General features: G+C 39.2%; 19 protein-coding genes, 3 tRNA genes and 1 pseudogene. 15 read left to right on the top strand and 8 right to left on the bottom strand.

The genetic code is table 11. The annotated features are described in order from the left end of the window. Positions 1 to 251 precede the first annotated feature (251 nt). The 3 genes from I6E82_RS16050 to uvrD all read right to left on the bottom strand — a co-directional run bounded on the left by I6E82_RS16050 (position 252) and on the right by uvrD (position 5,415). A complete protein-coding gene (locus I6E82_RS16050; protein ID WP_197118281.1) occupies positions 252 to 1,100 on the bottom strand; it encodes a chemotaxis protein in 849 nt (282 codons plus the stop codon). Positions 1,101 to 1,202: 102 nt separating this feature from the next. After that, a complete protein-coding gene (locus I6E82_RS16045; RefSeq protein WP_197118280.1) occupies positions 1,203 to 3,272 on the bottom strand; it encodes a GNAT family N-acetyltransferase in 2,070 nt (689 codons plus the stop codon). Next, positions 3,250 to 5,415 (bottom strand): DNA helicase II, encoded by a 2,166-nt coding sequence (gene uvrD, locus I6E82_RS16040; RefSeq protein WP_197118279.1) that lies wholly within the window; start codon positions 5,413 to 5,415, stop codon positions 3,250 to 3,252. The genes I6E82_RS16045 and uvrD overlap by 23 nt, the downstream gene beginning before the upstream one ends. A gap of 303 nt (positions 5,416 to 5,718) precedes the next feature. Between uvrD and I6E82_RS16035 the strand changes: the two genes are divergently transcribed. The 3 genes from I6E82_RS16035 (at position 5,719) to I6E82_RS16025 (ending at position 7,157) form a co-directional block, all read left to right on the top strand. Next, complete coding sequence (locus I6E82_RS16035; protein ID WP_002963009.1) at positions 5,719 to 5,943, top strand: hypothetical protein; 225 nt, start codon at positions 5,719 to 5,721, stop codon at positions 5,941 to 5,943. Positions 5,944 to 6,059: 116 nt separating this feature from the next. Continuing rightward, positions 6,060 to 6,428 carry a YacL family protein gene (locus tag I6E82_RS16030; protein ID WP_024592461.1) on the top strand — a complete coding sequence of 123 codons (369 nt, stop codon included), beginning with the start codon at positions 6,060 to 6,062 and terminating at the stop codon, positions 6,426 to 6,428. Positions 6,429 to 6,533: 105 nt separating this feature from the next. Beyond that, positions 6,534 to 7,157 carry a dUTP diphosphatase gene (locus tag I6E82_RS16025; protein WP_007586550.1) on the top strand — a complete coding sequence of 208 codons (624 nt, stop codon included), beginning with the start codon at positions 6,534 to 6,536 and terminating at the stop codon, positions 7,155 to 7,157. Positions 7,158 to 7,172: 15 nt separating this feature from the next. Here the strand turns inward: I6E82_RS16025 and yrfG are convergent, their stop codons facing one another. Then, positions 7,173 to 7,820: a GMP/IMP nucleotidase gene (gene yrfG, locus I6E82_RS16020; protein WP_007378908.1), complete on the bottom strand. Its 648-nt coding sequence runs from the start codon at positions 7,818 to 7,820 to the stop codon at positions 7,173 to 7,175. Positions 7,821 to 7,881: 61 nt separating this feature from the next. Here yrfG and nudE point away from each other — a divergent pair, with 61 nt between their 5' ends. From nudE to I6E82_RS15985, 7 genes are all read left to right on the top strand, one after another. Next, the gene (gene nudE / locus I6E82_RS16015) at positions 7,882 to 8,454 is read left to right on the top strand and encodes an ADP compounds hydrolase NudE (RefSeq protein ID WP_007586548.1); all 573 of its coding nucleotides are present in this window, start codon (positions 7,882 to 7,884) and stop codon (positions 8,452 to 8,454) included. Continuing rightward, positions 8,447 to 9,250 carry a 3'(2'),5'-bisphosphate nucleotidase CysQ gene (gene cysQ, locus I6E82_RS16010; RefSeq protein ID WP_007586545.1) on the top strand — a complete coding sequence of 268 codons (804 nt, stop codon included), beginning with the start codon at positions 8,447 to 8,449 and terminating at the stop codon, positions 9,248 to 9,250. Before nudE ends, cysQ begins: the two co-directional genes overlap by 8 nt. Before the next feature lie 184 nt (positions 9,251 to 9,434). Beyond that, positions 9,435 to 9,511, top strand: a tRNA-Met gene (locus I6E82_RS16005). A gap of 79 nt (positions 9,512 to 9,590) precedes the next feature. Further along, positions 9,591 to 9,667 (top strand) — tRNA-Met (locus I6E82_RS16000). Between the two features lie 62 nt (positions 9,668 to 9,729). Beyond that, a tRNA-Met gene (locus tag I6E82_RS15995) sits at positions 9,730 to 9,806 on the top strand. Between the two features lie 1,273 nt (positions 9,807 to 11,079). Continuing rightward, positions 11,080 to 11,694 carry a trimeric intracellular cation channel family protein gene (locus I6E82_RS15990; protein ID WP_007587018.1) on the top strand — a complete coding sequence of 205 codons (615 nt, stop codon included), beginning with the start codon at positions 11,080 to 11,082 and terminating at the stop codon, positions 11,692 to 11,694. 34 nt (positions 11,695 to 11,728) lie between these two features. Continuing rightward, the gene (locus tag I6E82_RS15985; protein ID WP_024590552.1) at positions 11,729 to 13,240 is read left to right on the top strand and encodes a YifB family Mg chelatase-like AAA ATPase; all 1,512 of its coding nucleotides are present in this window, start codon (positions 11,729 to 11,731) and stop codon (positions 13,238 to 13,240) included. Here I6E82_RS15985 and I6E82_RS15980 read toward each other — a convergent pair. Both I6E82_RS15980 and I6E82_RS15975 read right to left on the bottom strand, forming a co-directional pair. After that, positions 13,237 to 13,941 (bottom strand): response regulator transcription factor, encoded by a 705-nt coding sequence (locus I6E82_RS15980; RefSeq protein WP_002957913.1) that lies wholly within the window; start codon positions 13,939 to 13,941, stop codon positions 13,237 to 13,239. The two genes, I6E82_RS15985 and I6E82_RS15980, sit on opposite strands and share 4 nt — an antisense overlap. A gap of 216 nt (positions 13,942 to 14,157) precedes the next feature. Then, positions 14,158 to 16,653, bottom strand: a complete 2,496-nt coding sequence (locus I6E82_RS15975) for an alpha/beta hydrolase family protein (protein WP_197118278.1) — start codon at positions 16,651 to 16,653, stop codon at positions 14,158 to 14,160. An 84-nt stretch (positions 16,654 to 16,737) separates the two neighbouring features. Between I6E82_RS15975 and I6E82_RS15970 the strand changes: the two genes are divergently transcribed. After that, the gene (locus I6E82_RS15970; RefSeq protein WP_007587021.1) at positions 16,738 to 17,814 is read left to right on the top strand and encodes a hemolysin family protein; all 1,077 of its coding nucleotides are present in this window, start codon (positions 16,738 to 16,740) and stop codon (positions 17,812 to 17,814) included. Between the two features lie 32 nt (positions 17,815 to 17,846). On the opposite strand, the gene I6E82_RS15965 is transcribed toward I6E82_RS15970, so the two are convergent. Beyond that, positions 17,847 to 19,058, bottom strand: coding sequence for an EAL domain-containing response regulator (locus I6E82_RS15965; RefSeq protein WP_197118277.1), 1,212 nt, complete (start codon positions 19,056 to 19,058; stop codon positions 17,847 to 17,849). 166 nt (positions 19,059 to 19,224) lie between these two features. Here I6E82_RS15965 and I6E82_RS15960 point away from each other — a divergent pair, with 166 nt between their 5' ends. From I6E82_RS15960 to I6E82_RS15940, 4 genes and pseudogenes are all read left to right on the top strand, one after another. Continuing rightward, positions 19,225 to 20,241, top strand: coding sequence for a metalloprotease (locus I6E82_RS15960; protein ID WP_197118276.1), 1,017 nt, complete (start codon positions 19,225 to 19,227; stop codon positions 20,239 to 20,241). Positions 20,242 to 20,372: 131 nt separating this feature from the next. After that, positions 20,373 to 21,662 carry an HlyD family efflux transporter periplasmic adaptor subunit gene (locus tag I6E82_RS15955; RefSeq protein ID WP_197118275.1) on the top strand — a complete coding sequence of 430 codons (1,290 nt, stop codon included), beginning with the start codon at positions 20,373 to 20,375 and terminating at the stop codon, positions 21,660 to 21,662. 149 nt (positions 21,663 to 21,811) lie between these two features. Then, the gene (locus I6E82_RS15950) at positions 21,812 to 21,985 is read left to right on the top strand and encodes a hypothetical protein (protein ID WP_155945840.1); all 174 of its coding nucleotides are present in this window, start codon (positions 21,812 to 21,814) and stop codon (positions 21,983 to 21,985) included. A gap of 537 nt (positions 21,986 to 22,522) precedes the next feature. Next, positions 22,523 to 24,663, top strand: a pseudogene (locus tag I6E82_RS15940) (peptidase domain-containing ABC transporter). 46 nt (positions 24,664 to 24,709) lie between these two features. Here I6E82_RS15940 and I6E82_RS15935 read toward each other — a convergent pair. Next, positions 24,710 to 26,020: a short-chain fatty acid transporter gene (locus I6E82_RS15935; RefSeq protein ID WP_197118274.1), complete on the bottom strand. Its 1,311-nt coding sequence runs from the start codon at positions 26,018 to 26,020 to the stop codon at positions 24,710 to 24,712. Between the last annotated feature and the right edge of the window lie 75 nt (positions 26,021 to 26,095).

Here is a 26,095-nt window from a genome sequence, read left to right as displayed (position 1 = left end):
GAACTCAGTAGTGAAACGAAACAGCGCCGATGATAGTGTAGCATTTGCTATGTGAAAGTAGGACATTACCAGGCTTCAAATTGTAGAAAGCCCGAATCTAACGATTCGGGCTTTTTTACGTTTGCAGAAAAGTGAAATATGAGTAACTAACATTACGCACTCGATTTCTCTCCAATTTATCTAAATGTACAAGTCGAGTAGAATAGCTCCTTACTTCAGTACTAAAGTTTATAACCAAATCTAAAGACTATTTAAAATAGTCCGTAAGCTTGAGTTTCTTCACTTTCAGATTCTTCTAGTTGTGTTGGTTTAAATATTACGCTTGGATCAATTAATACACTGTGCTTTTGTGAAAGCTTGATTAATCCTCGCATCATATTTTTAGTTTGTGGGTCTAGATCAAAACCAACCTCAGTGAGCTTATCTAGTGGTTTAATGTCTTCTTTTTTATAGTCGATATTATCTTCGACTTTATCTACCAATAACCCTACGTGTGGGTTTAAGCCGTCTTTAGTGGTAAAAACAATAATAGGTTTATAGTCTAAGGTTATTTGCTCTTTAGCTGATTCGAATAAACGCTCTAGCTGAATTAGGTTACTACGCTTAATTTTTTCGAGCAGAGCTGATACTTGTTTATAATCGCTTTGATTATGAGCTGATATAGCTTCTTTTACCGTTTCTAGCAATGATTGGAAAGGTTCGTTAAGTCGAGACATTGTTAGTTTTAAGTCTTCATTATCGGTGTTGAACTCTTTGTAAAACAGAACAAAATCTTGTAGTTCTGCATCATTGCTTGAAATAGAAACCGAGCTATTTAGCAAGTTACTTTGAAGGGTATTGAACCAGTTTAATAGTTTTTCTTGCCATGTTCTTAGTTGTTTTAGTACATGCGCATTACTTTGTTCGGTTGAGATATTATTTAAAATAATACCTAAATCAAACACAGGCGTTGGTATATCCATATAATCTTTAACACCAATAAAGCTTTTATTATTGTTGGGTAAAGTTGTTAGATTATTGTCAAAGCGCTCTGTTAATAAAATATCGAGTATTTTAAGTGAAATTGTTTTGCAGCCCACTTTAAAGTTTATTAATTCCATGCCTTTATCTTAATTTACCTGTTAATGCTTTAAGGATAGAACAAATTAAATAAATAGCTTAAAGATGGATAAGATTTAATAGAGATAGGTAACTAGGAGTTATTAGATGGCACTAGTGAGGTTTTTTATGGCACGTTTAAATTGATTCTCAAGCTGCTTTTTTCCTAATAAACCTAAGTGTTGAATCACTTTTTCATTACATTCATTTTGCAGCACTAACTTTATTAAAAGTTGTTTATCAGACTCTGTTAATTGAGACATACAAGAAGGAGACTGATTCACTACCTGCCAGAGAGTCGCAGAGATATTAAATTGAGTGAAGTTACTGTTTACGAGCAAGGCTAATCGTTCGCGAGTCTCGGGGCTTACTAACTCATCGCTAAATCCTTCAATTAAAATACTTACAAGTTGCCAATCTAGTGTTTTAAAATGTGTTAAAAGAGCATAAAAAAAGTCGTTTTTAAACTGCTTTTTCAAAGGTTGGATAATTGCACTTTTATTGCTTAAGCATTTAACCACAAGCGCTGAATGTTCAGCTGTGCTTTTATCGCGTTGATAACCCAGTTTTACGGTATCAAACCCTTGTTTTTGCCAAAAGTTAAGTAGCTGCGCTGTTGCGCCAAAGCTTGCACCAAACCAACTACATTGGCTTTTTACTTGCGACTCGCAATAGCTAAGTAGCTTTTTACCAGAACCCATATTGTGAGAACTCGGATCAATCGCTATTCGTACAACGCGAGCGCTCAACTGTGTTAAGTAGTCATTATTAAAACTAAGTTGTGAGAGGGTTTGAGCCATTAAATGACCCTGTGGGCGGCGCTCTCCGCTTATAACCTGTAGAGCAAGTTCTTCACTTAAACCACCTTCTATTGCGATTAAACATACACCAACTAATTGATTGTTAATTTTGCTGATGAATATTCGTTGCGATGGTGCGTCTAGTAGTTGGCGTAAATCGTTTACACTACTTTGATAGTGAGCCAATGCAAGCAGGGCAATAACTTGTTGCAGTAAAGGCTCATTGTTTACAAGGGATTGCTGAGTTATTTCGCTATGAACTGGCTGCTCTAATTGCTCAATACTTAACTCTTTATATTGCGCATCGAGTGCAAGCAAGGTGCGAATGTGCTTCTCGAGGGGATCGTGTTTAGCAAAACGCAGTGGCTCATCAAGCGTTACAACTTTAGAGGCTTTATAGTGCGCTTTTATATAGTTACTAAAGCGAATGGTATAACCCCTACCATTGCCCTCATACCCAACCAGTGTACTTGCAAAGACTATACGAGGGTAATGAGCTAGCATTTTTAGCAATAACGGTACAGGGATCGCGGCAGCTTCATCAATGAGTAATAAATCGCACTCAGGTAATGCATTTAATAACGCGTCAGGTGCAACGTAATGCAAGTTGGCGAGCTGTTTATGTTCAGCGTTGTATTGCAGGTCTAACTCGTTGGCTAAATGTTTAAAGCTACTATGGGTCGCTTTAAACTGAGTGCTGCAAATAATTACTTTTTTATCAGCTAATTTTGCGGCTGCTAAGCCAAGTGCTGCCGACTTGCCTCTACCTCTATCAGCATTAATGAGTAAAGGCCTGTTGGCACGACCATTAGCTACTTTTACTATTTGTTCAACGCAGTTTTGCTGTGGTACATAATCAATTTTATTATGCGTAACAGAGCTGACGAGATTACTAATACAGCCATTTTTTTCACTAAAATGAAAAGCGGGTAATTGCTTAATAATAGCCGCGAAACGTTGATTAAATAAACTGTAGTCAATACTCTGACCGTGTGATTGCACTGTACTTAATGAGGGGTCTTGCCAAGAGGCTAAATCATTTAATTCGGGCAGTAATAAAAACAGTATACCGCCTGCTTTAACGGTGCCGGTAAGTGCTGCAAGTTTATCAGGGTGTAAACCACTAAAACCATCGTAAACAGCATGAGCAAATTCTTGCCCTAAAATTTGGTGAGTGCGAGTAGGCCAGTACGAATTTTTAATCGCGCACTGCTTTGATACAACAAGTATATTGTTTTCATCTATTAATGAGTTAAGTAATTCATAACACCAAGCAGGGCTGCCCGTAATCAACACTAGCTGACGATGATACGCGCCAGCTAGTTGTTGTTCTAACTCATTTAGGTGAGCTTTATACAGCTTGTAATCGTGCATAGGCCGTTACTAACCATTTACTGCCAAGGTCGTCAAAGTTAACTTGTACGCGAGATTGCGCGCCACTGCCTTCGTAATTAAGTACGGTACCAACACCAAACTTAGCATGCAAAACTCGTTGCCCTAAGTTAAAGCCACTGTCTTCAAATGCGGCATGGCTAACTGATGCGCTAAAACGCCCGGCGGCAGGCGGGCGAGAAACCTGTGTTTTAATACGAATTTCTTCAACGCAGTCCTCAGGGATTTCGCGTAAAAAGCGAGATGGGCTATGGTATTTTTCTTGCCCGTATAAACGGCGACTCTCAGCATGGCTAATGTATAACTTATCCATTGCTCGTGTCATGCCTACATAACAAAGGCGGCGCTCTTCTTCTAAGCGGCCAGACTCTTCGTTACTTTGCTGAGAAGGGAACATGCCTTCTTCTACGCCCACCATAAACACTAACGGAAACTCTAAGCCTTTAGCTGAGTGAAGTGTCATCATTTGCACGGCGTCTTCGTGCTCTTCTGCTTGTCCTTCACCTGACTCAAGTGATGTATGTGCTAAAAAGCCTTGTAAAGGCGAGCTGTATTCTTCGTCTTCAGGAAGTTCGTACTGGTCACATGCGCTAATTAGCTCTTCTAAGTTTTCTACGCGAGCACGGCCTTTTTCACCTTTTTCAGCTCGGTACATTGCCATCAAGCCTGAGGTTTGAATTGTGTACTTGGCTTGCTCATGCAAAGTTAGATCGCTAATTTTATCTTCTATTTGTTCGACTAGTTCTACAAACTTACTTACTGCACCAGAGGCACGACCAGATAAGTGCTGTTGTTCTACAATTGCTTTTGCGGCATACCAAAGCGGTAACGATTCTGCTCGTGCACAATCTCGTATATGGCTCAATGTTTTATCACCAATACCGCGTGCTGGCGTATTAATTACACGCTCAAACGCGGCATCGTCTTGACGATTACCTACTAGGCGTAAATACGAAAGCGCATCTTTAATTTCTTGTCGTTCGAAGAATCGCATACCACCATAAATACGGTATTTTAAGCCTTCTTGCAGCATGGCCTCCTCGAGTACACGAGATTGCGCGTTACTACGGTATAAAATTGCGGTATCTTGTAGGGCATTACCTGCATTTAACCAGCTTCGTAGTTTGCTACTTACAAAGCGTGCTTCGTCTAACTCATTAAATGCTGCATAAATAGAGATTGGCTCGCCGTCGTTACCGTCGGTCCACAAGCTTTTACCCATACGTTCTGAGTTATTTTGAATTAATGCGTTAGACGCTTTCAAAATAGTCGCTGTTGAGCGGTAGTTTTGTTCAAGACGAATGGTTTCTGCGCTAAAGTCAGTTAAAAAACGTTTAATGTTTTCGATTTTAGCACCACGCCAACCATAAATGCTTTGGTCATCGTCGCCTACAATCATAATGCTGTTAGTATCGCCAGCAAGTAATTTTAACCAAGCATATTGAATGGTATTTGTATCTTGGAACTCGTCTACGAGCATATGCGCAAAGCGTTGCTGATAATGACGCAGTAACGTAGGGTTATTTTTTAACACTTCGTAGCTGCGTAGTAATATTTCAGCAAAATCAACTAGGCCCGCTCTATCACAGGCCTCTTGATAGGCGGCATAAACACGCAGCATCATTTGCTCATTAATATCGTATGCTTGAATATCTTTAGGGCGAAGTGCTTCATCTTTTTTGGCGCTTATGTACCAGCCAAATTGTTTAGCAGGCCATTTTTTATCATCAATATTCATCGACTTTAATAAGCGCTTGATCATCCGAAGCTGATCGTCAGAGTCTAAAATTTGAAAGGCTTCTGGTAAATTAGCTTCACGGTGATGAGCACGTAAAATACGATGCGATAAACCATGGAAAGTACCAATCCACATGCCACCTACAGGCGCTTTTAGTGTTTCTTCAACGCGGCCACGCATTTCTTTAGCGGCTTTATTAGTAAATGTAACTGCAAAAATACTGTAAGCGGAGGCTTGCTCAACTTGCATAAGCCACGCAATACGATGAACTAACACTCGTGTTTTACCAGACCCAGCACCTGCTAATACCAGCATGTTTTGTAGTGGGGCTGCAACGGCATCGCGTTGTTTGTCATTTAAGCCATCGAGTAATTGTGAAACGTCCATCGTTACGCCTTTTTAATCAATATTGTGGCCAGTATAACAGGTGTTTTTGTTAGGCTAAATAAAATACTGTTTTTATAAACAGCTATTTATAAAATAGTGTTCAAAACGAGTAACTTGCTAATTAATTGAGCGAATAGAAAAGTGCAAACACATAACAAAAATTGCTAATTTGACCTAAAGTTAGCAAAATTTACTAACTCTCTAAATCTAGACTAATTTAACTATTTGATTTGTAAGCTTTAATAAATTGGCATAGAGTGTGTAAGTAAATAATTATAAAATCAAATAAATACAGAGGTTAGTATGGCAGATCAAGGTTCTGGCGGTAACGTAATCGCAGCATTATGTAATATATTTTTTCCTGGTTTAGGGCAGTTAGTGCAAGGGCGTATTTTAGCGGCTATATTTTTTGCACTCGCTATTATAATAAGTTACGCACTAATTTATGTGCTTGTAGGCTTTGTACTTGTGCCTATTATTTACTTATGGTCGATTATTGACGCAGCGCGTTATAGATCGCGAAGTTAACGGTTTTCAAGTTGAGTAAAATAGCGCCCATGTGGCGCTATTTTACTTTATATGTCCTGTGGTTTACGGGCGTTTACGTATATAATTACGCAATTAAAGATTTACAGGCAAACCCTATGGAATATCAATTTATTCGCGACCCTATTAGTGGGCTACGTATTAAAATAAGCAGTGAACACGCTATTATTGGTCGCTGGCTAAACGAAGAAATAGGCAAAGACAAAGTAGCCATGGTGCAAGCGCTTATTGCATCGGTGAGTTCAAGCTATGAGCCGCTAACGCTAAAAGGCCAAGAAATAGATTTAATATTAACGAAAGACGAAGCATTATTTGAAGCCCATGCGCTTCATCAAGACAGCGAAGACCTAATAGCGTATCAAGATGACGATTTAGCGCTTGAAGAAAATGGCTTAAGTAGTGGTTGTGGCTTTGAAGATTTCATTGATTTAATTGATTCATGGCATGAGTTTACGACGTCACGATAAACATAACTAGCACACTAATAAAAATATACAGCAATGCACAATCAGCATTTTATCTGTATTATTACACCAACGAACATTACGCCAATCAAAACGACAGGAACTGATATGTCTGCCAATTTAAACAAGCTAGTAGTGATGCTAGAAATGCAAAACGCCATGAATACTAAAGTACATGAGCAATGGTTTACTCAAGGGTTTGAATGGTACCGCGCTATTTGGGTTGAGTGTGCTGAAATGTTGGATCATCATGGTTGGAAATGGTGGAAAAAACAAACACCAGATACTGAACAAGTTATTTTAGAGTTGGTTGATATTTTTCATTTTGGTCTATCGCTTAGAATTGACGGCGAAACTAGCTACGAAGACTTAGCAAAGCAACTTGAAACTGAGCTTAGTAATGCTCAACAAGCTGATGACTTTAAACAAACACTAGAGATATTAGCGGCTTCTGCAGTTGCAGATAAAACGTTTAATGCAGGTGCCTTTGCCGGCTGTATGGCGCAAATGGGTATGGATATTGATGATTTATATCGCGGCTACGTAGGTAAAAACACGTTAAACTTTTTCCGCCAAGATCACGGTTACAAAGATGGTAGCTATATTAAAGAATGGAATGGGCAAGAAGATAACGAGCATTTAGTTGAAGTAGTTAAAAGCCTTGATACAGAACATGCAGATTTTGCAAAGTTAGTATATCAAGGGCTAGAAGCGCGTTACCCAAAAATTTAAGTCACGTAAGTTGAGTTAGATAATCTTACGATAGTCGGTAACACTTAGGTAATCGGCTATTTCGTTATGTGGTTGTTGGCTATCTGGGTTAGCAACTGCAAGTAAGTGCTCAATGCCGTATTCTCGTGCGGCATTCAAAACCGGCACACTGTCATCTACAAACAAAGTGCGCTGCTTATTAAATCCTAAGTCTTTTTGTACTTGGTGCCACAAACTTTGTTGCTCTTTACTTACTCCATATTCATGAGTCGACACTACGCCATCTAGGTAGTTATCAATCGCTGTATGCTCAAATTTAAGCATGACACTCTCAGGGTGGGCGTTGGTAAGTAAAATTAACTCTTTGCCTGCTTTTTTAAGCTCAGTTAAAAAATGAGGTACGTCTTCGCGCATTTTAATTAAATGCTGAGACTCTCGTTTAAGCTCCATTATAGGCAAGCTTAATTGCTGCTCCCAATAATCTAAACAATACCACTGTATTTGACCGCTCACAGCTTGATAGCGTTTTAAAATATCTGCTTTAGCTGCATCTAGGCTAATGCCCCTTGCTAATGCGTGTTGCGCAGGAATAACGTTAAGCCAAAAATGACTGTCGTAATGTAAATCGAGTAATGTTCCATCCATGTCGAGCAAAACGGTATCGATTTTTGACCAATTTAACATAGGAATTTCAACTTATAAGGTTTATTATTGAACTAACTGCCATGATAGCAAATTAACGCCAATGACACAGAAAAAGCACCCAACACCACCACAAATCCTCAGTAACAATGTTGTCGCTAAAAGCCGCCTGTTTACTGTGGAGTCTTTAGAGCTAAAGTTTTCTAATAACGAAGAGCGCCAGTATGAGCGAATTCGCGGCGGTGGCCGGGGAGCAGTGATGATTGTTCCGTTAAGTGCAGACAACGAATTACTACTTGTACGTGAATACTGTGCGGGCACAAACGATTACCAGTTAGGTTTTCCTAAAGGCTTAATCGATCCGGGCGAAACGCCAGAGCAAGCTGCTAACAGAGAGCTTAAAGAAGAAATTGGCTTTGGTGCTGAGTATTTTAAACCATTAAGAACAGTAACAATGGCGCCGAGTTACTTTAATGCCACTATGCATATTTTATTTGCTAAGCAATTATACCCACAAACCCTTATTGGCGACGAACCAGAGCCGCTTGTTGTTGTTAAGTGGCCATTAACTCAGTGGCAGTCATTATTAGACCAAGAAGATTTTACCGAAGCACGCAGTGTTGCAGCTTTGCTATTATTAGATAAGTATTTAGCGTCTGGAGCTGCCGATGAATAAATTAATCGAACCGTGTATTGAATTAGCTGAGCGTGCTGGCGATGCAATTATGGCCATTTATAAAAAAGGCGATATTGGCCAACAAGAGAAATCAGATAATACGCCTGTTACCAAAGCTGACTTAGCAGCAAATGACGTACTGGTTGCTGGATTAAAAGTCTTAGCGCCCGATATCCCAATTATGTCGGAAGAAACACCTATACCTGCACTCGCCGACAGACAGGACTGGCAGCGCTATTGGTTGCTCGATCCGATGGATGGTACAGGCGAATTTATTTTAGAAAGTGGCGACTTTGCAGTAAACATTGCATTGATTGAAAATAATCATCCTGTGCTTGGAGTTATTCATTGGCCTGCAAAAGGTGTGACTTATTTTGCTACAGCTAAAAATGGTGCCTTTAAACGTGAAAACTCAATTGATAAGCAAATATCTGTAGCGCCGCCAGAGAACTTGACGCTTGCAGTGAGCCGCCGCCAAAAAATAGAAGCGGTGAGTCAGTATTTAAATAGTCAGTTTACAACTATTGCTATTGGCTCGTGCTCATTAAAAGCTTGTACTGTTGCAGAAGGCAAAGCAGATTGTTTTTTAAGAATTGGTCCAACGGGAGAGTGGGATACAGGTGCTTCACAAGTTATTGTTGAAGAAGCCGGTGGTTGTATTACCGATGCAGAATTTAACCCGCTAACGTACAACCAACGCGAGAGTACTGAGAACCCTGACTTTATAGTGATGGGGCATCCAGACTGGGAATGGCAAAAAATGATTAATCCGCATCAAAGGTTGAGCGCAGAATAGCAATTTGATTGCTTTTTGTTCGGTTGAACAACTTTAATTAGTTTAGGCCTTGCATTAAATGTTTATTCCTATATAGTAGCGCTCTCTTCAAGNGGCCTTGCATTAAATGTTTATTCCTATATAGTAGCGCTCTCTTCAAGGCAGGCTCGTAAATATTACGAAAATGTTTTAAAGAAATTACAGGCGCGGGATGGAGCAGTCTGGTAGCTCGTCGGGCTCATAACCCGAAGGTCGTCGGTTCAAATCCGGCTCCCGCAACCAATTTTTTATAAGATTTGGTTACTGTAAACTCTAGCTTAAGAGATAAAATAAAGTAGTCGATAGACTTAAAATACACAGGCGCGGGATGGAGCAGTCTGGTAGCTCGTCGGGCTCATAACCCGAAGGTCGTCGGTTCAAATCCGGCTCCCGCAACCAATTCTTTAATTGGAAGCCAAGTTGTAATGTAAGCAACTTTAAACAAGTCTACAAATTTCAGGCGCGGGATGGAGCAGTCTGGTAGCTCGTCGGGCTCATAACCCGAAGGTCGTCGGTTCAAATCCGGCTCCCGCAACCACTGAAATTAAATACCTAAAAAGTTAAAACAAAATAGCACTCTTTATCGAGTGATTTTTTGCGTCTGCAGTTTAATAAATTCTTATAATTATAAAACTCACCGTTACTGCGCAAAACACTTTGCACAAGTAAGCGAAGGTCGTCGGTTCGCTTTTTACAAACTCAAGCTCCCGCAACCACTGAAATTAAATACATAAAAAGCTAAAACAAAATCGCACTCTTTATCGAGTGATTTTTTGCGTCTGCAGTTTAATAAATTCTTATAAATTTAAACCCACTGTTACTGCGCAAAACACTTTGCACAAGTAAGCGAAGGTCGTCGGTTCGCTTTTTATAAACTCAAGCTCCCGCAACCACTGAAATTAAATACCTAAAAAGCTAAAACAAAATCGCACTCTTTATCGAGTGATTTTTTGCGTCTGCAGTTTAATGAATTCCTATAATTATAAAACTCACCGTTACTACGCAAAATACTCTGCATAAGTAAGCGAAGGTCGTCGGTTCGCTTTTTACAAACTCAAGCTCCCGCAACTACTGAAATTAAATACCTAAAAAGTTAAAACAAAATAGCACTCTTTATCGAGTGATTTTTTGCGTCTGCAGTTTAATAAATTCTTATAAATTTAAACCCACTGTTACTGCGCAAAACACTTTGCACAAGTAAGCGAAGGTCGTCGGTTCGCTTTTTATAAACTCAAGCTCCCGCAACCACTGAAATTAAATACCTAAAAAGCTAAAACAAAATCGCACTCTTTATCGAGTGATTTTTTGCGTCTGCAGTTTAATGAATTCCTATAATTATAAAACTCACCGTTACTACGCAAAATACTCTGCATAAGTAAGCGAAGGTCGTCGGTTCGCTTTTTACAAACTCAAGCTCCCGCAACTACTGAAATTAAATACCTAAAAAGTTAAAACAAAATAGCACTCTTTATCGAGTGATTTTTTGCGTCTGCAGTTTAATAAATTCTTATAAATTTAAACCCACTGTTACTGCGCAAAACACTTTGCACAAGTAAGCGAAGGTCGTCGGTTCGCTTTTTATAAACTCAAGCTCCCGCAACCACTGAAATTAAATACCTAAAAATTTAAAACAAAATCGCACTCTTTATCGAGTGATTTTTTGTGTCAGCAGTTTGATAAAATACCTTATATTCTGCTTTATTTAATGACTTTACTCTAATATCTGTGACGTTTAACAAATAACTTATTTTTTAAAAAAGAGTATTTTATGTTAAAACGGTTAAAAGATTTTAAGTAACAATACACATCACATGACAGAACTTTATCACTGGTTTGATTTAATAGGCATTGCGGTGTTTGCTGTGTCGGGCACTTTGCTAGCGTACGAAAAAAAAATGGATGGCTTTGGAGTCGTAGTTTTAGCGACGGTAACTGCTATTGGTGGTGGTACAGTGCGAGATCTAATTTTAGATGTTCCTGTGTTTTGGTTACACGATCAAAGTTACTTTTTTGCCATACTAGCTTCAGTATTTGTTACAACACGCCTTATAAATAAACAAAAGCCGATACCTCATTATATTTTACAAACAGCGGATGCGTTTGGTTTAGCTTTTTTTGCAGTAATGGGGGCGCAAAAAGCGCAGCTTGTTGGTATGCCCGATATGACTGCGGTAATTATGGCTGTAATTACAGGCTGCTTTGGTGGGTTAATTCGAGATGTGCTTGCACGCGAGATCCCTATGCTATTAAAAGGTGAGCTTTACGCTATTACCTGTATAGCGGGTGGCACTGTTTATACGCTTGGCATTAGTTTTTCGTTAGTAACCGAAATGGCGATGGTATTAGGTATGTTAATGACCTTATTACTTCGTTTAGCTGCTATAAAATGGCAAATCACATTACACGTTTTTAAATATCCTGACTAAACTGGTGTAATCACACCATTTACTAGGATAAGGAATGTCGTTAGCTCGTATATTTTCTCGTGCTCAAGTGGGTATAAATGCCCCTGAAGTTATTGTAGAAGTTCACCTAGGAAATGGTTTACCCGCTTTTCATATAGTAGGCCTGCCCGAAGCGTCCGTTAAAGAATCAAAAGATAGAGTACGTAGCGCACTCGAAAACTCACAATTTGGTTTTCCCGATCAACGAATAACTGTAAATTTAGCCCCTGCCGATTTGCCAAAAGATGGCGGACGGTTTGATCTTGCTATTGCGGTGGGTATTTTAGTCGCCTCTGGGCAAATAGTGTGTCCTGATATTCATAAGTATGAGTTTTATGGGGAGCTTGCTCTTAATGGTGAGGTGCGTGGTGTAAACGCTATTTTACCTTCGGTACTTGCTGCAAAAGAGCAAGATCGTTGCTGCTTTTTACCTCTTGCAAACGACAGCCTAGCAAGCCTAGTTAATGGCGTTAAACGCAAAGCCGTAAGCTCTATTCAAGAAGTGTGGGGGGATTTACTTAATCAACAACCCTTACCATTAAATATAGAATATCCCGACTGCACACAAGCCCCTGACTTTTTACTTGATTTAAGCGATGTGAAAGGTCAGCCCGGTGCAAAGCGAGTACTCGAAATTGCTGCAGCTGGCGGGCATAATTTACTATTTTTAGGTCCTCCAGGTACTGGTAAATCGATGCTGGCCCAGCGAATGGCAACTATAATGCCTACTATGTCGGACGATGAAGCTATTTCAACAGCTGCGCTTTACTCTATTATTGGGCAATCCATAGATTTAACTAATTGGCGACAGCGGCCATTTCGTAATCCACATCATACTTGTTCAGCTGTTGCTTTGGTGGGGGGCTCTTCGAATCCCAAACCTGGTGAAATTTCTCTGGCACATAACGGTGTGCTCTTCTTAGATGAGTTACCGGAATTCGAGCGTAAGGTACTTGATTCACTGCGTGAGCCAATGGAAACCGGTACAGTTACTATTTCACGTGCAGCTAGGCAAATGGAGTTTCCGGCGCAGTTTCAGCTTATTACAGCATTAAATCCAAGCCCAACAGGGAGCCATACTGATAAGCGGGCAACTCCCGATCAAGTTATGCGTTATTTATCGCGAGTATCAGGGCCTTTTATTGACCGTATTGATTTGCAAATAGAACTGCCTCGTTTAACGAGTGTTGAACTACAAAGTACTCAGCCGGAGGAAAGTAGTGCTGAGGTTAGAGCAAGAGTTGAAGCGGCTTATTACCTACAACTAAAACGCCAAGGTAAGGTTAATGCGAGGCTTAATAATAAAGAAATGAGTGTGCACTGTGTACTGGCGCCAGCAGAGTTGCAGTTTTTAGCCAGAGCAAGCGAAAAGTTGTCTTTATCGCCACGCTCTTATCATAGAGTAATTAAGGTGGCGCGAACTATTAGTGATTTAAAGGGGGCTGAAAATATTAGTTTAAATGAGCTTAAGGAAGCTCTTAATTACCGTGCATTTGAGCGCCTTATTGCGCAATTAACTAAATATTAAATAGAGAGCATATAGCCTTTACCGCGAACGGTAACAATACGTTTTTGATCTTTTTCGTCATTTAATTTTTTACGTAAACGACCAATCAGCACATCAACAGTACGATCGTTTGGACTCCAATCGGGCTGGCCTATTTCTTCTGATATTTTTTCACGGGATGTGGCTTTACCTGCATTACTAATTAAGCAAATAAGCACTTTATGTTCGGCTTCAGTTAAGCGTGATTCAACGCCTGCAGCAGTAATTAGTGTGCGGTTATCGGGGTGAAGCTTAAAGTCAGCATATTCTATAAACTCTTCGCTTTCGTCGTCTTCTAGGTTAACGGCAACACGCTTATAGAGCGCGCGCATGCGAAGTTCTAACTCCAGTAAATCGACGGGCTTACAAATATAGTCATCAGCACCTTGTGCAAGGCCTGCAATACGATCGGCTTGGGAGTCACGACTCGATAATACAATAACGCCAATATCGGTAAGTGTGTTTAATTCTTTTGCGAGCTGAAGCCCGTCGCGCTTTGGCAAAACAATGTCAATTATGGCTAATGATATAGCACCGCGCAGGTTTACCCGCTGCCTTACAATGTTAAGTGCATCAGCGCCAGTTGGGTCTACCTCTATTGTAAATTCGGTATCTGCAAAGTGATTTTGGATGCGTTTAACGAGTAGTTCATCGTCTTCAACCAATAAAACATTAATAGCCATAGTACTTTATTTTGAATGCTTATAGCTCTGTATGGTAGCACCATTAGGTAAATGCTGAGAAGGGGGTTTATTAGTTTTAAGTAACTTAATATTTCAAAGGTGTATAAGACGTTATTAGAGGATGAGGTTAGCACCTTTAAACTAATTAAAAGGTGCTAAATAATTAATACTACTATTAATAAATCTGTATTAAGTCGTTATTTTAAAGGTTCAGGCTCAGTCATTTTTATACATTGAGTCCCACCATTGAGGTTCATCTTTTAGCTTTTTATCAAAGTATGCGAGCATGGTGTTCCACCAATCAAATCGTTTATCGCGTGCAAATATTTGATGATCGGCGCCTTTGTATTCGATTAATTCTACGTCCTTGTTAAGCAGTTTAAGCGCAGTGTACATTGTTAAGCTTTCGCCAACAGGTACATTGGTATCGCTATCACCATGAAGAAGCAGCATAGGTGTTGTTACTTTGTCGGCATGAAATACAGGGCTATGTTGGCTGTAAAGCTCAGGGTTATTCCATGGGAAGCTATTTTTTGACGCTTCGCCAGAATATAAGTAGCCCCACCAACCTTCACCCCAATACGAGGTAATATTAGAAATACCCGCATGAGCTATTGAAGCACTAAATATATCGGTTTTAGTTGCCAATAACATGGTCATGAAGCCACCGTATGATGCCCCTAAATTTCCTACCTTTTCACTATCAACATAGTTGTATTTCTTTAAAAAGGCTTGCGTGCCTTCGATAATATCGTCTGCAGTGTAGTCGCCCCAGGCATTAACATGCTGCGCTGAAAACTTTTGTCCAAACCCTGTTGCGCCAGTAGGCTGTACTACATAAACAACGTAGCCATTTTCTGCCCATAAGTTAAACGGATAACGACCTGTAAAACCACGCGTAACTGGTGAAGTGCCGCCGTAGTAATACACGAGCGCCGGGTGCTTTTTAGTTTTATCTAAATTGCTAGGAATATAAACGCGGCCAGTTATTTCAACCCCATGTTTATTTTTAAAATTAAACTCCTCTAATGTAGGGAGTCGTGTATTTGCATAGCTACTTGGTTTTGAATCCCATATTAAATCTGTTTTATTTTTACTTACGTTAAGGCGTTTTAGCTGTTGTGGCGCTAAAGCGTTAGTGCCACTTAATAAAATTTCGGTATTACGGTCGTGTGAGTAACTAAATTGTTCAACAATATCCAATCCTGTATTTAACTTTTTAAAGCGCTGTTTACTTAAATCAAATAGGTAAAGCGGTTGAGTGTCTTGCTCTGTTACTTTAATGAGCGCATCGCCGTTTTCTAAAACTTGCAGTTGGCCAATAGCAGAATCGAATTGTTTACTAAGTGCTTTTACGTTTTTACCGCCTTCAGTAAGTAGGTAAAGTTGCCCGTCGTAGTTATTAGCAAGCATTGCTTTTGGTAGAGCTCTGCCTGCGCCATTTTTAAAGTCAGGGCCTGCAATTACATAAATGTCTTTATTTGCATATTTAGCTAAATTAAACGTTTTGAATTTACCAAGCGATGAAAGCTTATTTGATTTTAAATCGAGTTCGACTAACTCTGTTTCAGGGTGGGTTGATGCTTGCATTGCCATTACTGGGCGGCTCATTAATATTTTGCCACGGTTACTATTTGAATCTTCAAGGCTGTAAGAAAGAGGACCTTGGCTAAGTGCTTTTGTTAAACCACTTTTAGTATCAAACATATAAATTTGGCTGGTGGTACGTGCATACGACCAGCGATCTTGTAGACCTTTATAGTGCTTAGTTAAGCTGTTAGTGTTCTCAGGTGATTTAGACCAGCTAAACAAAAGGCTGGTGTCGTTATAAAAGGTAAAGCCATTGGCTCCTTCTAAATCGTTTGCTAATGTTTTTATTGAGAAGTTTTTACGGCTAAGTTGTTTAAGCTCACCATTTAACAAATACACTAAATATTGGTTATCTGGACTCCAAATAATGTTACTTGGTTGGCCTGCTTCGAAGCGATAAAGCGTTTGATTATCTGAATCTTTAAGTACAGTAACTGTATTTGCTTGGTTTTGTGTTTTATCGCTATAAGTGCGAGTAGTAGTAACGTACTGCTTAGCATTAGGTGCGAGTGATAATTGACTGATTGTAGGGGCATCAAACAATTGTTTTGCAGATAAGCGTTTTGTTTGTGAGGCGCTAAGCGTAATTTTATCAACGTCGCTTTTAGGTGCAAAATCAAGCATTACGTCGTGCCAATTAGCTACTTGTTGGGCTACTATTAAAATAGAGTGAGTACTGTTATTTAAAGCTAACTTATAGCTATTTTTATCGCCTGTTTGTAGTTCGCCATTAATAAATAACTGACCTTGCTCAATCCCTTTTAAGGTAAGTGTACCTTGTGTAAAGCGGGTTGTTTCAATATTAAATTTTAGTGCCTGTAACCCACCTAAAGTGAGCGCATTGATTTTATTAAACGGCTGCCAATTTTGTTTTTTCCCAAATACAGAAAAACTATCTGAGTCTGCTTGTAGCTGCGGCAATAGGTTACTAATAATGGCATTGCCATGAGGTGTTTGAAAAGGCTTTAACTGCATGTCTTCGGCAAGTGGGCCGATAAACTGAATTTTTGATTTATCCAATGGTGCGGCTATTGCAGCAAAGCTTAAGCTGCTAAGCGTCAAAAGAGCCGCTGCATGCTTAAATAGCTTATTTTGATGACACCATGGTGCGCTAAATTTCATTATTATGCCTATTATTATTGGAAGTTTGGCCAAATATAGCATGTATTGATACCATGCTCACATATCCAATATAGAGGAGAGAAAGTGACTTTACTGATAGTTTATATGGTAGTGGCGATTGTTATTTCGTTTTTATGTTCTGTGATGGAGGCTGTGTTATTAAGTATTTCGCCCAGCTATGTTGCATCACTTAGGAAAGATCATCCTGAGCTTGCTAAACAGCTCGAAAAACTTAAAAACAATATAGATCAGCCTTTAGCTGCTATTTTAACTTTAAATACGGTTGCCCATACTGCGGGTGCTGCTGGGGTAGGCGCACAGGCAGCTGTCGTGTTTTCCGATGCGGCTGTAGGCATTGCATCAGCCATTATGACATTCCTCGTATTAATTCTTTCTGAAATTATTCCTAAAACCTTGGGGGCTAATTACTGGCGAGCTCTAACGCCAAGTGTTACTTACGCTTTGAGGTTTTTAGTTATATTGCTAAAGCCTTTTGTATGGTTTGCACAAAAGCTAACAAATTTAATGGGTCCAAAGCACGATGAGGCTTACTATATTCGTCAAGAGATAGAGGCAATGGCTGATATAGGTACGGAGTCTGGTGCATTACATCAGGATGAGTCCGAAATAATTCGTAATTTATTGCATTTTAGACATGCAAAATTATGCGACTTAATGACGCCTCGAACTGTAATTTTTAAAATCCACAAAGACTTAACCGTGAATCAGTATTTAAACGATCACGGTTCGTCGTCATTTTCTCGTATATTGGTATTTGATAAAGACAGCGACGATATTGTAGGGTTTGTGCATAAAAACGATATTATGTTGGCATTTCACCGCTTAGGTACCGATTACAAAATTAGCAAATTGATTAAGCCTATTTATACGGTGCCGAGTTCTCAAAATGTATCGTCGTTACTGCAAACTCTTTTAACAAAGCGCACGCATATATGCCTAGTTGTAGATGAGTACGGTGACGTGCAGGGTATTGTAACGCTAGAGGACATGATTGAAGCTTTAATGGGGCTAGAGATTGTAGATGAGCGTGACCAATCTACTAATATGCGCGCAGTAGCAAGGCAGCGTTGGCACAAACGTTTAGCAAGTAGTGCACATATAGTCAGCGAAGAAGATAAACACACTCGGGGTGATAATTAGTTAACCAGCCCCGATTAAATATTAATACCGCTTTAAGCGGGGCTACCATCAGTTTTCAGCCAATCTTTAGCCCAAGATATAAATTCGTTTTGTGGTTTAGGACGACTAAATAAAAAACCTTGTATGGCTAGTTTTCTTTTATAGTGCCTTAAATAAACGAGCTCTTCTGGGCGCTCAACACCTTCTGCCACTAAATCTAAATTATCTTTACTCGTAATGTTAAATAACGAACTTACAACCACTTGAGAAAATAAATCTGTTTCTATATGGCTAATGAGTGAGCGGTCTATCTTAATTTCAGTAAAAGGAAGGTTTCGAAGTTGATTCATATTAGTAAAACCAACACCAAAGTCATCTAGCGATATACCAAAGCCATGCATTCTTAATCTGTTTAGTGTTTCTAATTGCATGAGGCTTGAGAGTGCATGTTGTTCTGTTATTTCTATAATTATATTACTAGGCGTGAGTTGATTTAGTTCTAAAATGAGTAGTAATTTATTAGGGCAGTTTAAGTCGTCGAGCTGAGTTGGCGATAAGTTAAATGCCATCTTAAAATCATGACCTAGTTGCGCTTTCATATTTTTGAATTCGCTGGTGGCCTTTTCAAAAAGAGAAAATGTAATTTGATTAATTAAGTTATGTTGCTCGGCAATACCTATAAAACGGTTAGGTAAAATAATATTGCCGTCTTTACTTGATAGAATACGCGCTAATACTTCAACGCTCTCAATTCTATTATTATCAGCGTTTATTTTTGGTTGATAAAAAGGCGTTATTTCATCATTTTTTAATGCTTCAATAAGCTCATCTTTTGAAATGGCTGACTCTTTTAATAAAGTATGGCTATTTAATTGCGCTACTTTAATAAGTAACCTACTTACCTGAGATAGTTGCACTGGTTTTGTAATATTACCAATGAGGTGAGCGTTATGTTGCTTGGCAAGGCTGGCAGCTAAACTAATAACTTTATGGTCCATTTCAGAAACAATTATAATACCGCCTTGATAATGTAACTCTCCTAAGTGGCGGATTAGTTCCATGCCGTCCATTTCGGGCATATTGAGATCAGTAAAAATAGCATCAAAGTAGTTTATATCAGAAGCAACTTTTTCGAGGGCTTCAGCAGCACTCAAGCAGGTGACTACATTATCAGACATATTTAATTCATTTAATATGGCTTCCATAACAATCAAAATCGCTTTTGAGTCGTCAACAACTAAAATGTTAGGCACTATTTTGTTCACTGTTATCCCTTTCAATGTATAGCTTATGGTTACTATAAAAGTAGTAGTGTTTTTTTATTTTGTCAGTATCAAATGCTTTTATTTTGAAAATAGTTATAGAACACCTTCACTCGTGTTTTTAAGTTGATTAGGTATACTAGCGTCATTATTTTAAATGGTCTTAATTATGATAAGAATAGATCTTACTTTAGCCGAGCAGCCATTTTCGCTTATGGTGTCTGGGCAAAAAATTGTGCAGGTGTTTCATGCTCAACAAGCTATTACCTTTGATAATCCTCGTGAAAACTATTATCAGTTTACTTACGACAACAAAGTAATAGGTATTGATACATCGACAGTCGAAGAGCAAAGTATTTCGCTCTTTGTTGATGAGCAATTTGCAACACAACTTGCGTTACCAGCACCTACAAATGGCTCACCTAAAAAAGGCTTTTTAGGGCTGGCTGCATTAGGTTTTAAGCTTTTTAAAAGTGCTAAGGTAATTAAAGTAGTGCTTGCAGGGGCCTCTGTTGCAGGCTACGCATGGTTATTTAGTATTGAATTTGCACTAATGCTAATTGGTTGCTTAGTCGTACACGAGTACGGCCATGTGCGAGCAATGAAATACTTTGGCATAAAAACCAAAGGTATTTATTTAATCCCATTTGTTGGAGGGCTTGCTGTCAGTGACGACAAAATAACGACTCGTTGGCAAGATGTCGTTATATCGCTAATGGGGCCTGCGTTTGGTTTAATAACCTCTGTGCTGGGTGTGGTTTTGTATTACGCGACTGAAATGGAAATATTTGCAGGTGTTGCGGTTCTTAGTGCGTTATTAAATTTATTTAACTTGTTACCAATTTTGCCGCTTGATGGCGGGCATGTATTAAAAAGTATTAGCTTTTCAATGCGTTCATGGATTGGCCTAAGTGTATGTTTACTCGGTGTACTATTTGGTTTATGGCTGAGCTATACATTTGGCTTAATGTTACTGGTATTCTTTTTATTTGTTGGTGCGCTGGAAATTGTATTTGAATGGCGAGGCCGTCACTATTCACATTTAATGCCGCTAGATAAATATGGCCAAGGTTTTTCAGCGTTTATGTATGCAGTTGTAGTCGCTGGGCATGTAGCTGTAATGATGCACTTTGCCGATTCAGAAAATCCAATATTGAGTCTGCCGATGACTATTTTATCGAGCTAGTATTTTTATTTTTTCTAACTAAACAAGTTAGTTTTTTGCATTAATATTTTATTTTTCGACTTTTATGTTGATTTATTGTTAATTGAATTCTAGTGTAATATAAATTAGAACAATCTTAGCGGATCAACTGGATGTTATTTAGAAAGGAAGCTGTCGCTCAGCAAAGAGAGCGTTTAACAGGAGTGATTACGCTCGCACAACCACTATCAATAAAACTTACCGTATTTATTTTGGTATGTATTTCGATTGTAATGATAGCCTTTTTATTTACAGCAGAATATTCACGCAAGGAAACAGTTCGGGGGTTTTTAATACCCAATAAAGGGATAATCCAAAGCTTTGCTAGTCAAGGTGGTATGATTGAGCTGCTATTTGTACAAGAGGGTGATGCCGTTACTAAAGGTCAGCCGCTGGCGACCATTATTGTGCAGCAAAATAACAGCCAAGGCATAGCCTTGAGTACCCAGCTTGTTGAGCAGCAAAATAACAGCCAAGGCATAGCCTTGAGTACCCAGCTTGTTGAGCAGCTAAGTATGCAAATACAGTTGCTCAATGATGAGGTAACACAAAACCACACCCTACAAAAGCAAGAGTCACTTAACTTGCAAGCGCAAAAACGTGCACTTACTAATGAGCAAGCTGCATTACAAAGTCAACTTGCTCTGGCTGATGAAAAATTAGGGCTACTTAACCGCCAACAAAGCAACCTTAATCAACTTAATAAAAATGGCTTTTTATCAAACATCGAGCGAGAGCAACAGCAGCAAGCTTTGTTAGATGTTAAGCAAGAAAAACAAAACCTAGCGCGCTTGCTGATGCAGCAAGAAAACCAATTAAGTCAACTTAGCTTTAATATTGCCAACGTGCCCCAGCAGTATACGTTGCGTATAAATAGTCTTAAACGCCAACAAGCGGATATTCAAAACCAGCTCACACAAATTAAAAGTAACTATCAATATACCATAACAGCCAGTAACAGCGGTGTTGTTACTGGCATTCAAGTGGTTGAAGGCGAAACACTTACCCAAGCCAAACCACTGTTGCATATTATTCCCGAAGGCTCAGAGCTAGTAGCAGAGTTGCTGCTACCAACACGTTCAGCAGGCTTTATACAGCTAGGTAACGATACGCGCCTGCGTTTTGATGCTTTCCCTTATCAACGCTTTGGTTTTATTAACAGTAAAATTAGCCGTATCGACAAAGCACTCATTACCCCAAATGAAATACGTTTGCCCATTGCACTGCAAGAGCCAGTGTACCGTTTGCGAGCAACACTCAGCCAACAGCAAATGCAGGCCTATGGTAAAGCGTTCGAGCTAAAAAGCGGCATGTTGTTTGAAGCGGATATTATGTTAGAACAGCGCACATTAATCGAGTGGTTACTCGAGCCACTGTACAGCCTAAAAGGGCGCGTAAGTTAAATGTAGCGTTTTATAAAATGAAGAAAAATTTGAAAGTTTTGGTGGTTTGCTAAATGCAAACAACCGAAAAAGACGGCCAGCTTTAGGCGGTGCTGGTGTTGTAGGTAACGAAGTTGGAAAAGCTTTAGCTAATTAATAAGGGACTAATTATGAGAGAGTTAACCAAGAAAGAGCAAAGTAATGTTAGTGGTGGTTTTCCTATATTAGGAGCTATAGCTGCTACTTTTATTGCAGGGGTTATTGTTGGCTATGCACATGAAAAGTACAAACAATACCAAAGTTCTAAAGAAACAAAACAAGCAGGGTGTGAACCGACCTGTTAACTAGCATATTTAGCTGAAAGAGGTAATAGAGTAGCTTTTTAAAGCTGCTCTAAAAAGCCGCAGGAAAATGTATGAATAATATTCAAAAAATTATCTTATCTTTACTTTATATTTTATTAATTCATTTGATCTTTAATATTTATGAAAAAATAATAAGTCCTGATTTATATTATCCATTATATATAATATTTTTAATGATCCCATCTTATTATTTATATGAATATTTAAAAAATATTAGAAAATAAAACTACTTTAGTTTCGTTGGCAGTTGCTAAGAGGAGTTTTATCGTAAAGGTTGAGGCTATTAATGATACTTTTTCAGATAGACAGAGGGATTAGAAAGTATTTCTAATCTGAATACACGTGTCGCCAAAATAGATATTTTAGTTGTAATTATTGAGATAGCGTCAGTTTTTATTTGTGCATACATATCTAGAAGAAAGTAAAACTATATAGAAAACTTCTTAGTTGTACTTCCATTCTGCCATCTTATTTATAGTGGTAATAATATTAACAACGGAAAATTTACCCTTTATCATGCAAGCTACAATAGAATTTAAAATAAACATGTCAGTTCCTCTAATTCTCCAATCCGAAATAGCTGAATGCGGCCTAGCCTCTGTGGCAATGGTGGCAAGTTATCACGGTCATAGGCTGGATATGCCAGCCATGCGTAAGCGCTTTTCGGCTAATTTAAAGGGGATGAACTTACAACAGCTGATTGAGTGGGGGATAACTTGGGGCTCGCCAGTCGTGCATTGCAATGCCCTATTGATGAAGTCCATAAACTACAAACTCCGTGTATTTTACATTGGGATATGAATCACTTTGTGGTATTGACCAAAGTCTCTGGTAAAGGATCTTCAGCTAAGTTTGCTATAAACGACCCAGCTGTTGGTAAACGCAGTTTAAATAGTAATGAGTTTAGTAAACACTTTACCGGTATTTGTTTAGAGCTGACTCCAACCAGTCAGTTTGAAGCCAAACAAGAACAAGCACAGATGAAGTTTACCCAACTTTGGAGCTCAATGAAGGGCTTAAAAGCAGGGCTAATAAAACTGATTGCGTTGTCACTGGTATTGCAATTATTTGCTTTGATGACCCCTTATTATATGCAGTGGGTGGTGGATGAAGTACTCATTAGTTTTGATGAATCGTTATTAACGGTACTTGCCATGGGTTTTGCTCTGATTGCGATAATTTCAGTGGTGACTAATGCAGTACGAAGTTGGCTAATTTTACGGCTTTCGAGTTTGCTCAATATGCAAATGGGCGTGAATTTGCTCAGGCACTTATTGCGCTTGCCAATGAACTATTTTGAGTCCCGCCATATTGGCGATATTGTCTCGCGCTTTGGCTCATTAGCGCAAATACGTGAGCGTATTACCACGGGGTTTGTAGAAACACTGGTCGATGGCGTGATGGCTATTACAGTATTGATTATGATGCTAATTTATTCGCTAAAGCTCACTGCAATAGTTGTAGGTGCAATTGTGCTGTATACCTTAGTACGTTTAGCGCTGTATAGGCCGCTGCACCAAGCTACTGAAGAAGTGATTCAATCATCTGCCAAAGAGCAATCGAACTTTTTAGAAAATATTCGCGGTATGCAAGCCATAAAATTGTTTGGTAATGAATCGCAGCGTCAAGGTATTTGGCAAAACCGTTATGCAGAGGTCATTAATAGTGAAATCCGTTTAGGGCGTTTAAACATTAGCTTTGATTCATTTAATAAGCTGTTATTTGGCCTTGAAAATGTATTGGTGATTTACTTTGCTGCATTGCTAGTTATGAGCAATAGCTTGTCTGTTGGTATGGTACTGGCGTTTATTGCTTATAAAAACCAGTTAACCAGCCGCTTTGCCAACTTAATTGAGCAAATTATTCAATTCAAAATGATGCGCTTACACTTAGACCGTATTGCAGATATAGCACTCACGAAACAAGAAGCTAATCGTGACGGTGAAATGGCCTATACCGGTGATGACGAAGGTAAAGTTAAAGGCCAGCTTACGCTCGAGAATATTTGCTTTAGTTACAGTGAAGAGCAAGTGCCGATTTTAAATAATGTTAATTTAACGCTGAATACCGGTGACTCGATTGCGATTACAGGACCATCTGGCGCGGGTAAAACTACGCTAATGAAAATTATGCTGGGGTTATTACAGCCGACCTCGGGTAAAGTGCTGCTGGATGGTAAAGATATCACCCAGTTTGGTCTTAAAAACTACCGTAAACAAATAGCTGCAGTGATGCAGGATGACACATTGTTAGCTGGCTCAATCGCCGATAACATCAGCTTTTTTGACCCACAGCCCAATTACTTAAAAATAGAGCAATGTGCCCGACATGCAGCTATTCATGATGATATTACCAAAATGACTATGGGTTATAACTCATTAGTAGGTGATATGGGATCAAACTTGTCGGGCGGGCAGGTGCAGCGGCTATTATTAGCGCGAGCGTTGTATCAATCGCCCTGCGTGTTGTTTATGGATGAAGCGACTAGTCATTTAGATAAAGGCAACGAAGCCAAAATAAGTGAACAAATTCAGCACTTACCCATCACACGGATTATGATTGCTCATCGCCAAGAAACCATTAACATGGCCAGCAAAGTCTATCAACTGAAAGAGGGTAGGTTGGTGGAGCTACAACAGCAGAGCGAGAGTGCATAAAACAATCAAGGCGTGTGTATTACACGCCTTTTTATTATGTTTACAGTTAATAAAAGCTCAATACCAGCGATATAAAAACCCCAGTTACAAACAACTGCACAACACAAAACCCCATAATATCTTTTGCTTTTAAGCCTGCGATAGCAAGGACTGGTAATGCCCAAAACGGTTGAATTAAATTAGTCCACGCATCACCCCATGCAACGGCCATTGCAACGCGAGGTATATCGGCGCCTAGCTCTTGCGCTGCGGGTATTACAATGGGTGCTTGTACAGCCCATTGGCCACCTCCAGAGGGAACAAACATATTAACGAACCCTGCACTTATAAAACTAAAGAATGGCAAGCTATCAGCATCTGCAACGGCAATAAAGCCACGTGATATTTGTTGTGCTAATCCGCTATCAACCATTACCGCCATGATGCCGGCATAAAAAGGAAATTGAATAACAATGCCAGCCCCGCTTGGAATTGCTTGTTGCAGACTGTTAAGTAAATTATGGGGTGTTTGATGCAGCGTAATAGCTAAAAACAAAAATACGGCAATAACGCTATTAAGGTTTAAGTTTCCGCCAGCAATAAAAAAGTAATAACCTAAATATGCCAAACCTAATAAGCCAATTGCCATACCAAGTAGTTTACTTTGTTCCAAATGTTGGGCGGGTCTGGTTATTGTTGTGGGCTTAGGTGTTGTCTCTTGTAAAAGAGCTGGGTCGATATATACGCTTTCTTGCTCGCTTGGCAGCATATAGCGATTAACGAGCGGCATAATAATGAATAAACCAATTAATATGGCTATATTAAAGCCCGCAAATAAAGTGTGCTCTGTACTAATAATACCAATGCTGGCCTCTGAAAAGTGATCATCGGTTGCGATAGTTAAAGGAATCGAACCGGCTAATCCGCCATGCCATACAACAAAACCTGAGTAAGCGCTGGCTACTAATAATCGATAATCAACACGAGTATGTTTAGCAATTGCCTTGGCAAAAAGGGCACCAATAACTAAGCCAAATCCCCAATTTATCCAGCTCGCTAAAAGCGAAATAAGCGTTACCAATATAATTGCTTTAGGTGCTGTATTTGCGAGTGTTGCTAGTTTTTCTAATAACTTACTTATAGGTGGCGTACTTGCCAACATGTAGCCTGTAATTAACACTAGTAGCATTTGCATAGCAAAGCTTAATAAGTTCCAAAATCCACCTCCCCACGCTTGTAATACTTCAATGTTGGTTGCGGTTGTAAATAAGCTCGCACTAATAAGGGTGATTATTGTAAGTAAAATTACAAATATAAAAGGGTCGGGAAGATAGCGCTCTACAATTTTAGTAAAAGGGCGGGCTATTTTATTAAGCATAAGCACAACTGTTTTGGTTATTATTTTAACGCTAATTAATCATGAAAAATCATCATTGGCAAACAGCATTTAGTC

Source organism: Pseudoalteromonas sp. NZS11, assembly GCF_015864765.1.
Taxonomy (GTDB): domain Bacteria; phylum Pseudomonadota; class Gammaproteobacteria; order Enterobacterales; family Alteromonadaceae; genus Pseudoalteromonas; species Pseudoalteromonas arctica.
The sequence above is the reverse complement of the archived record's forward strand: the minus strand, read 5'-3'. Positions and strand labels throughout refer to the sequence as shown.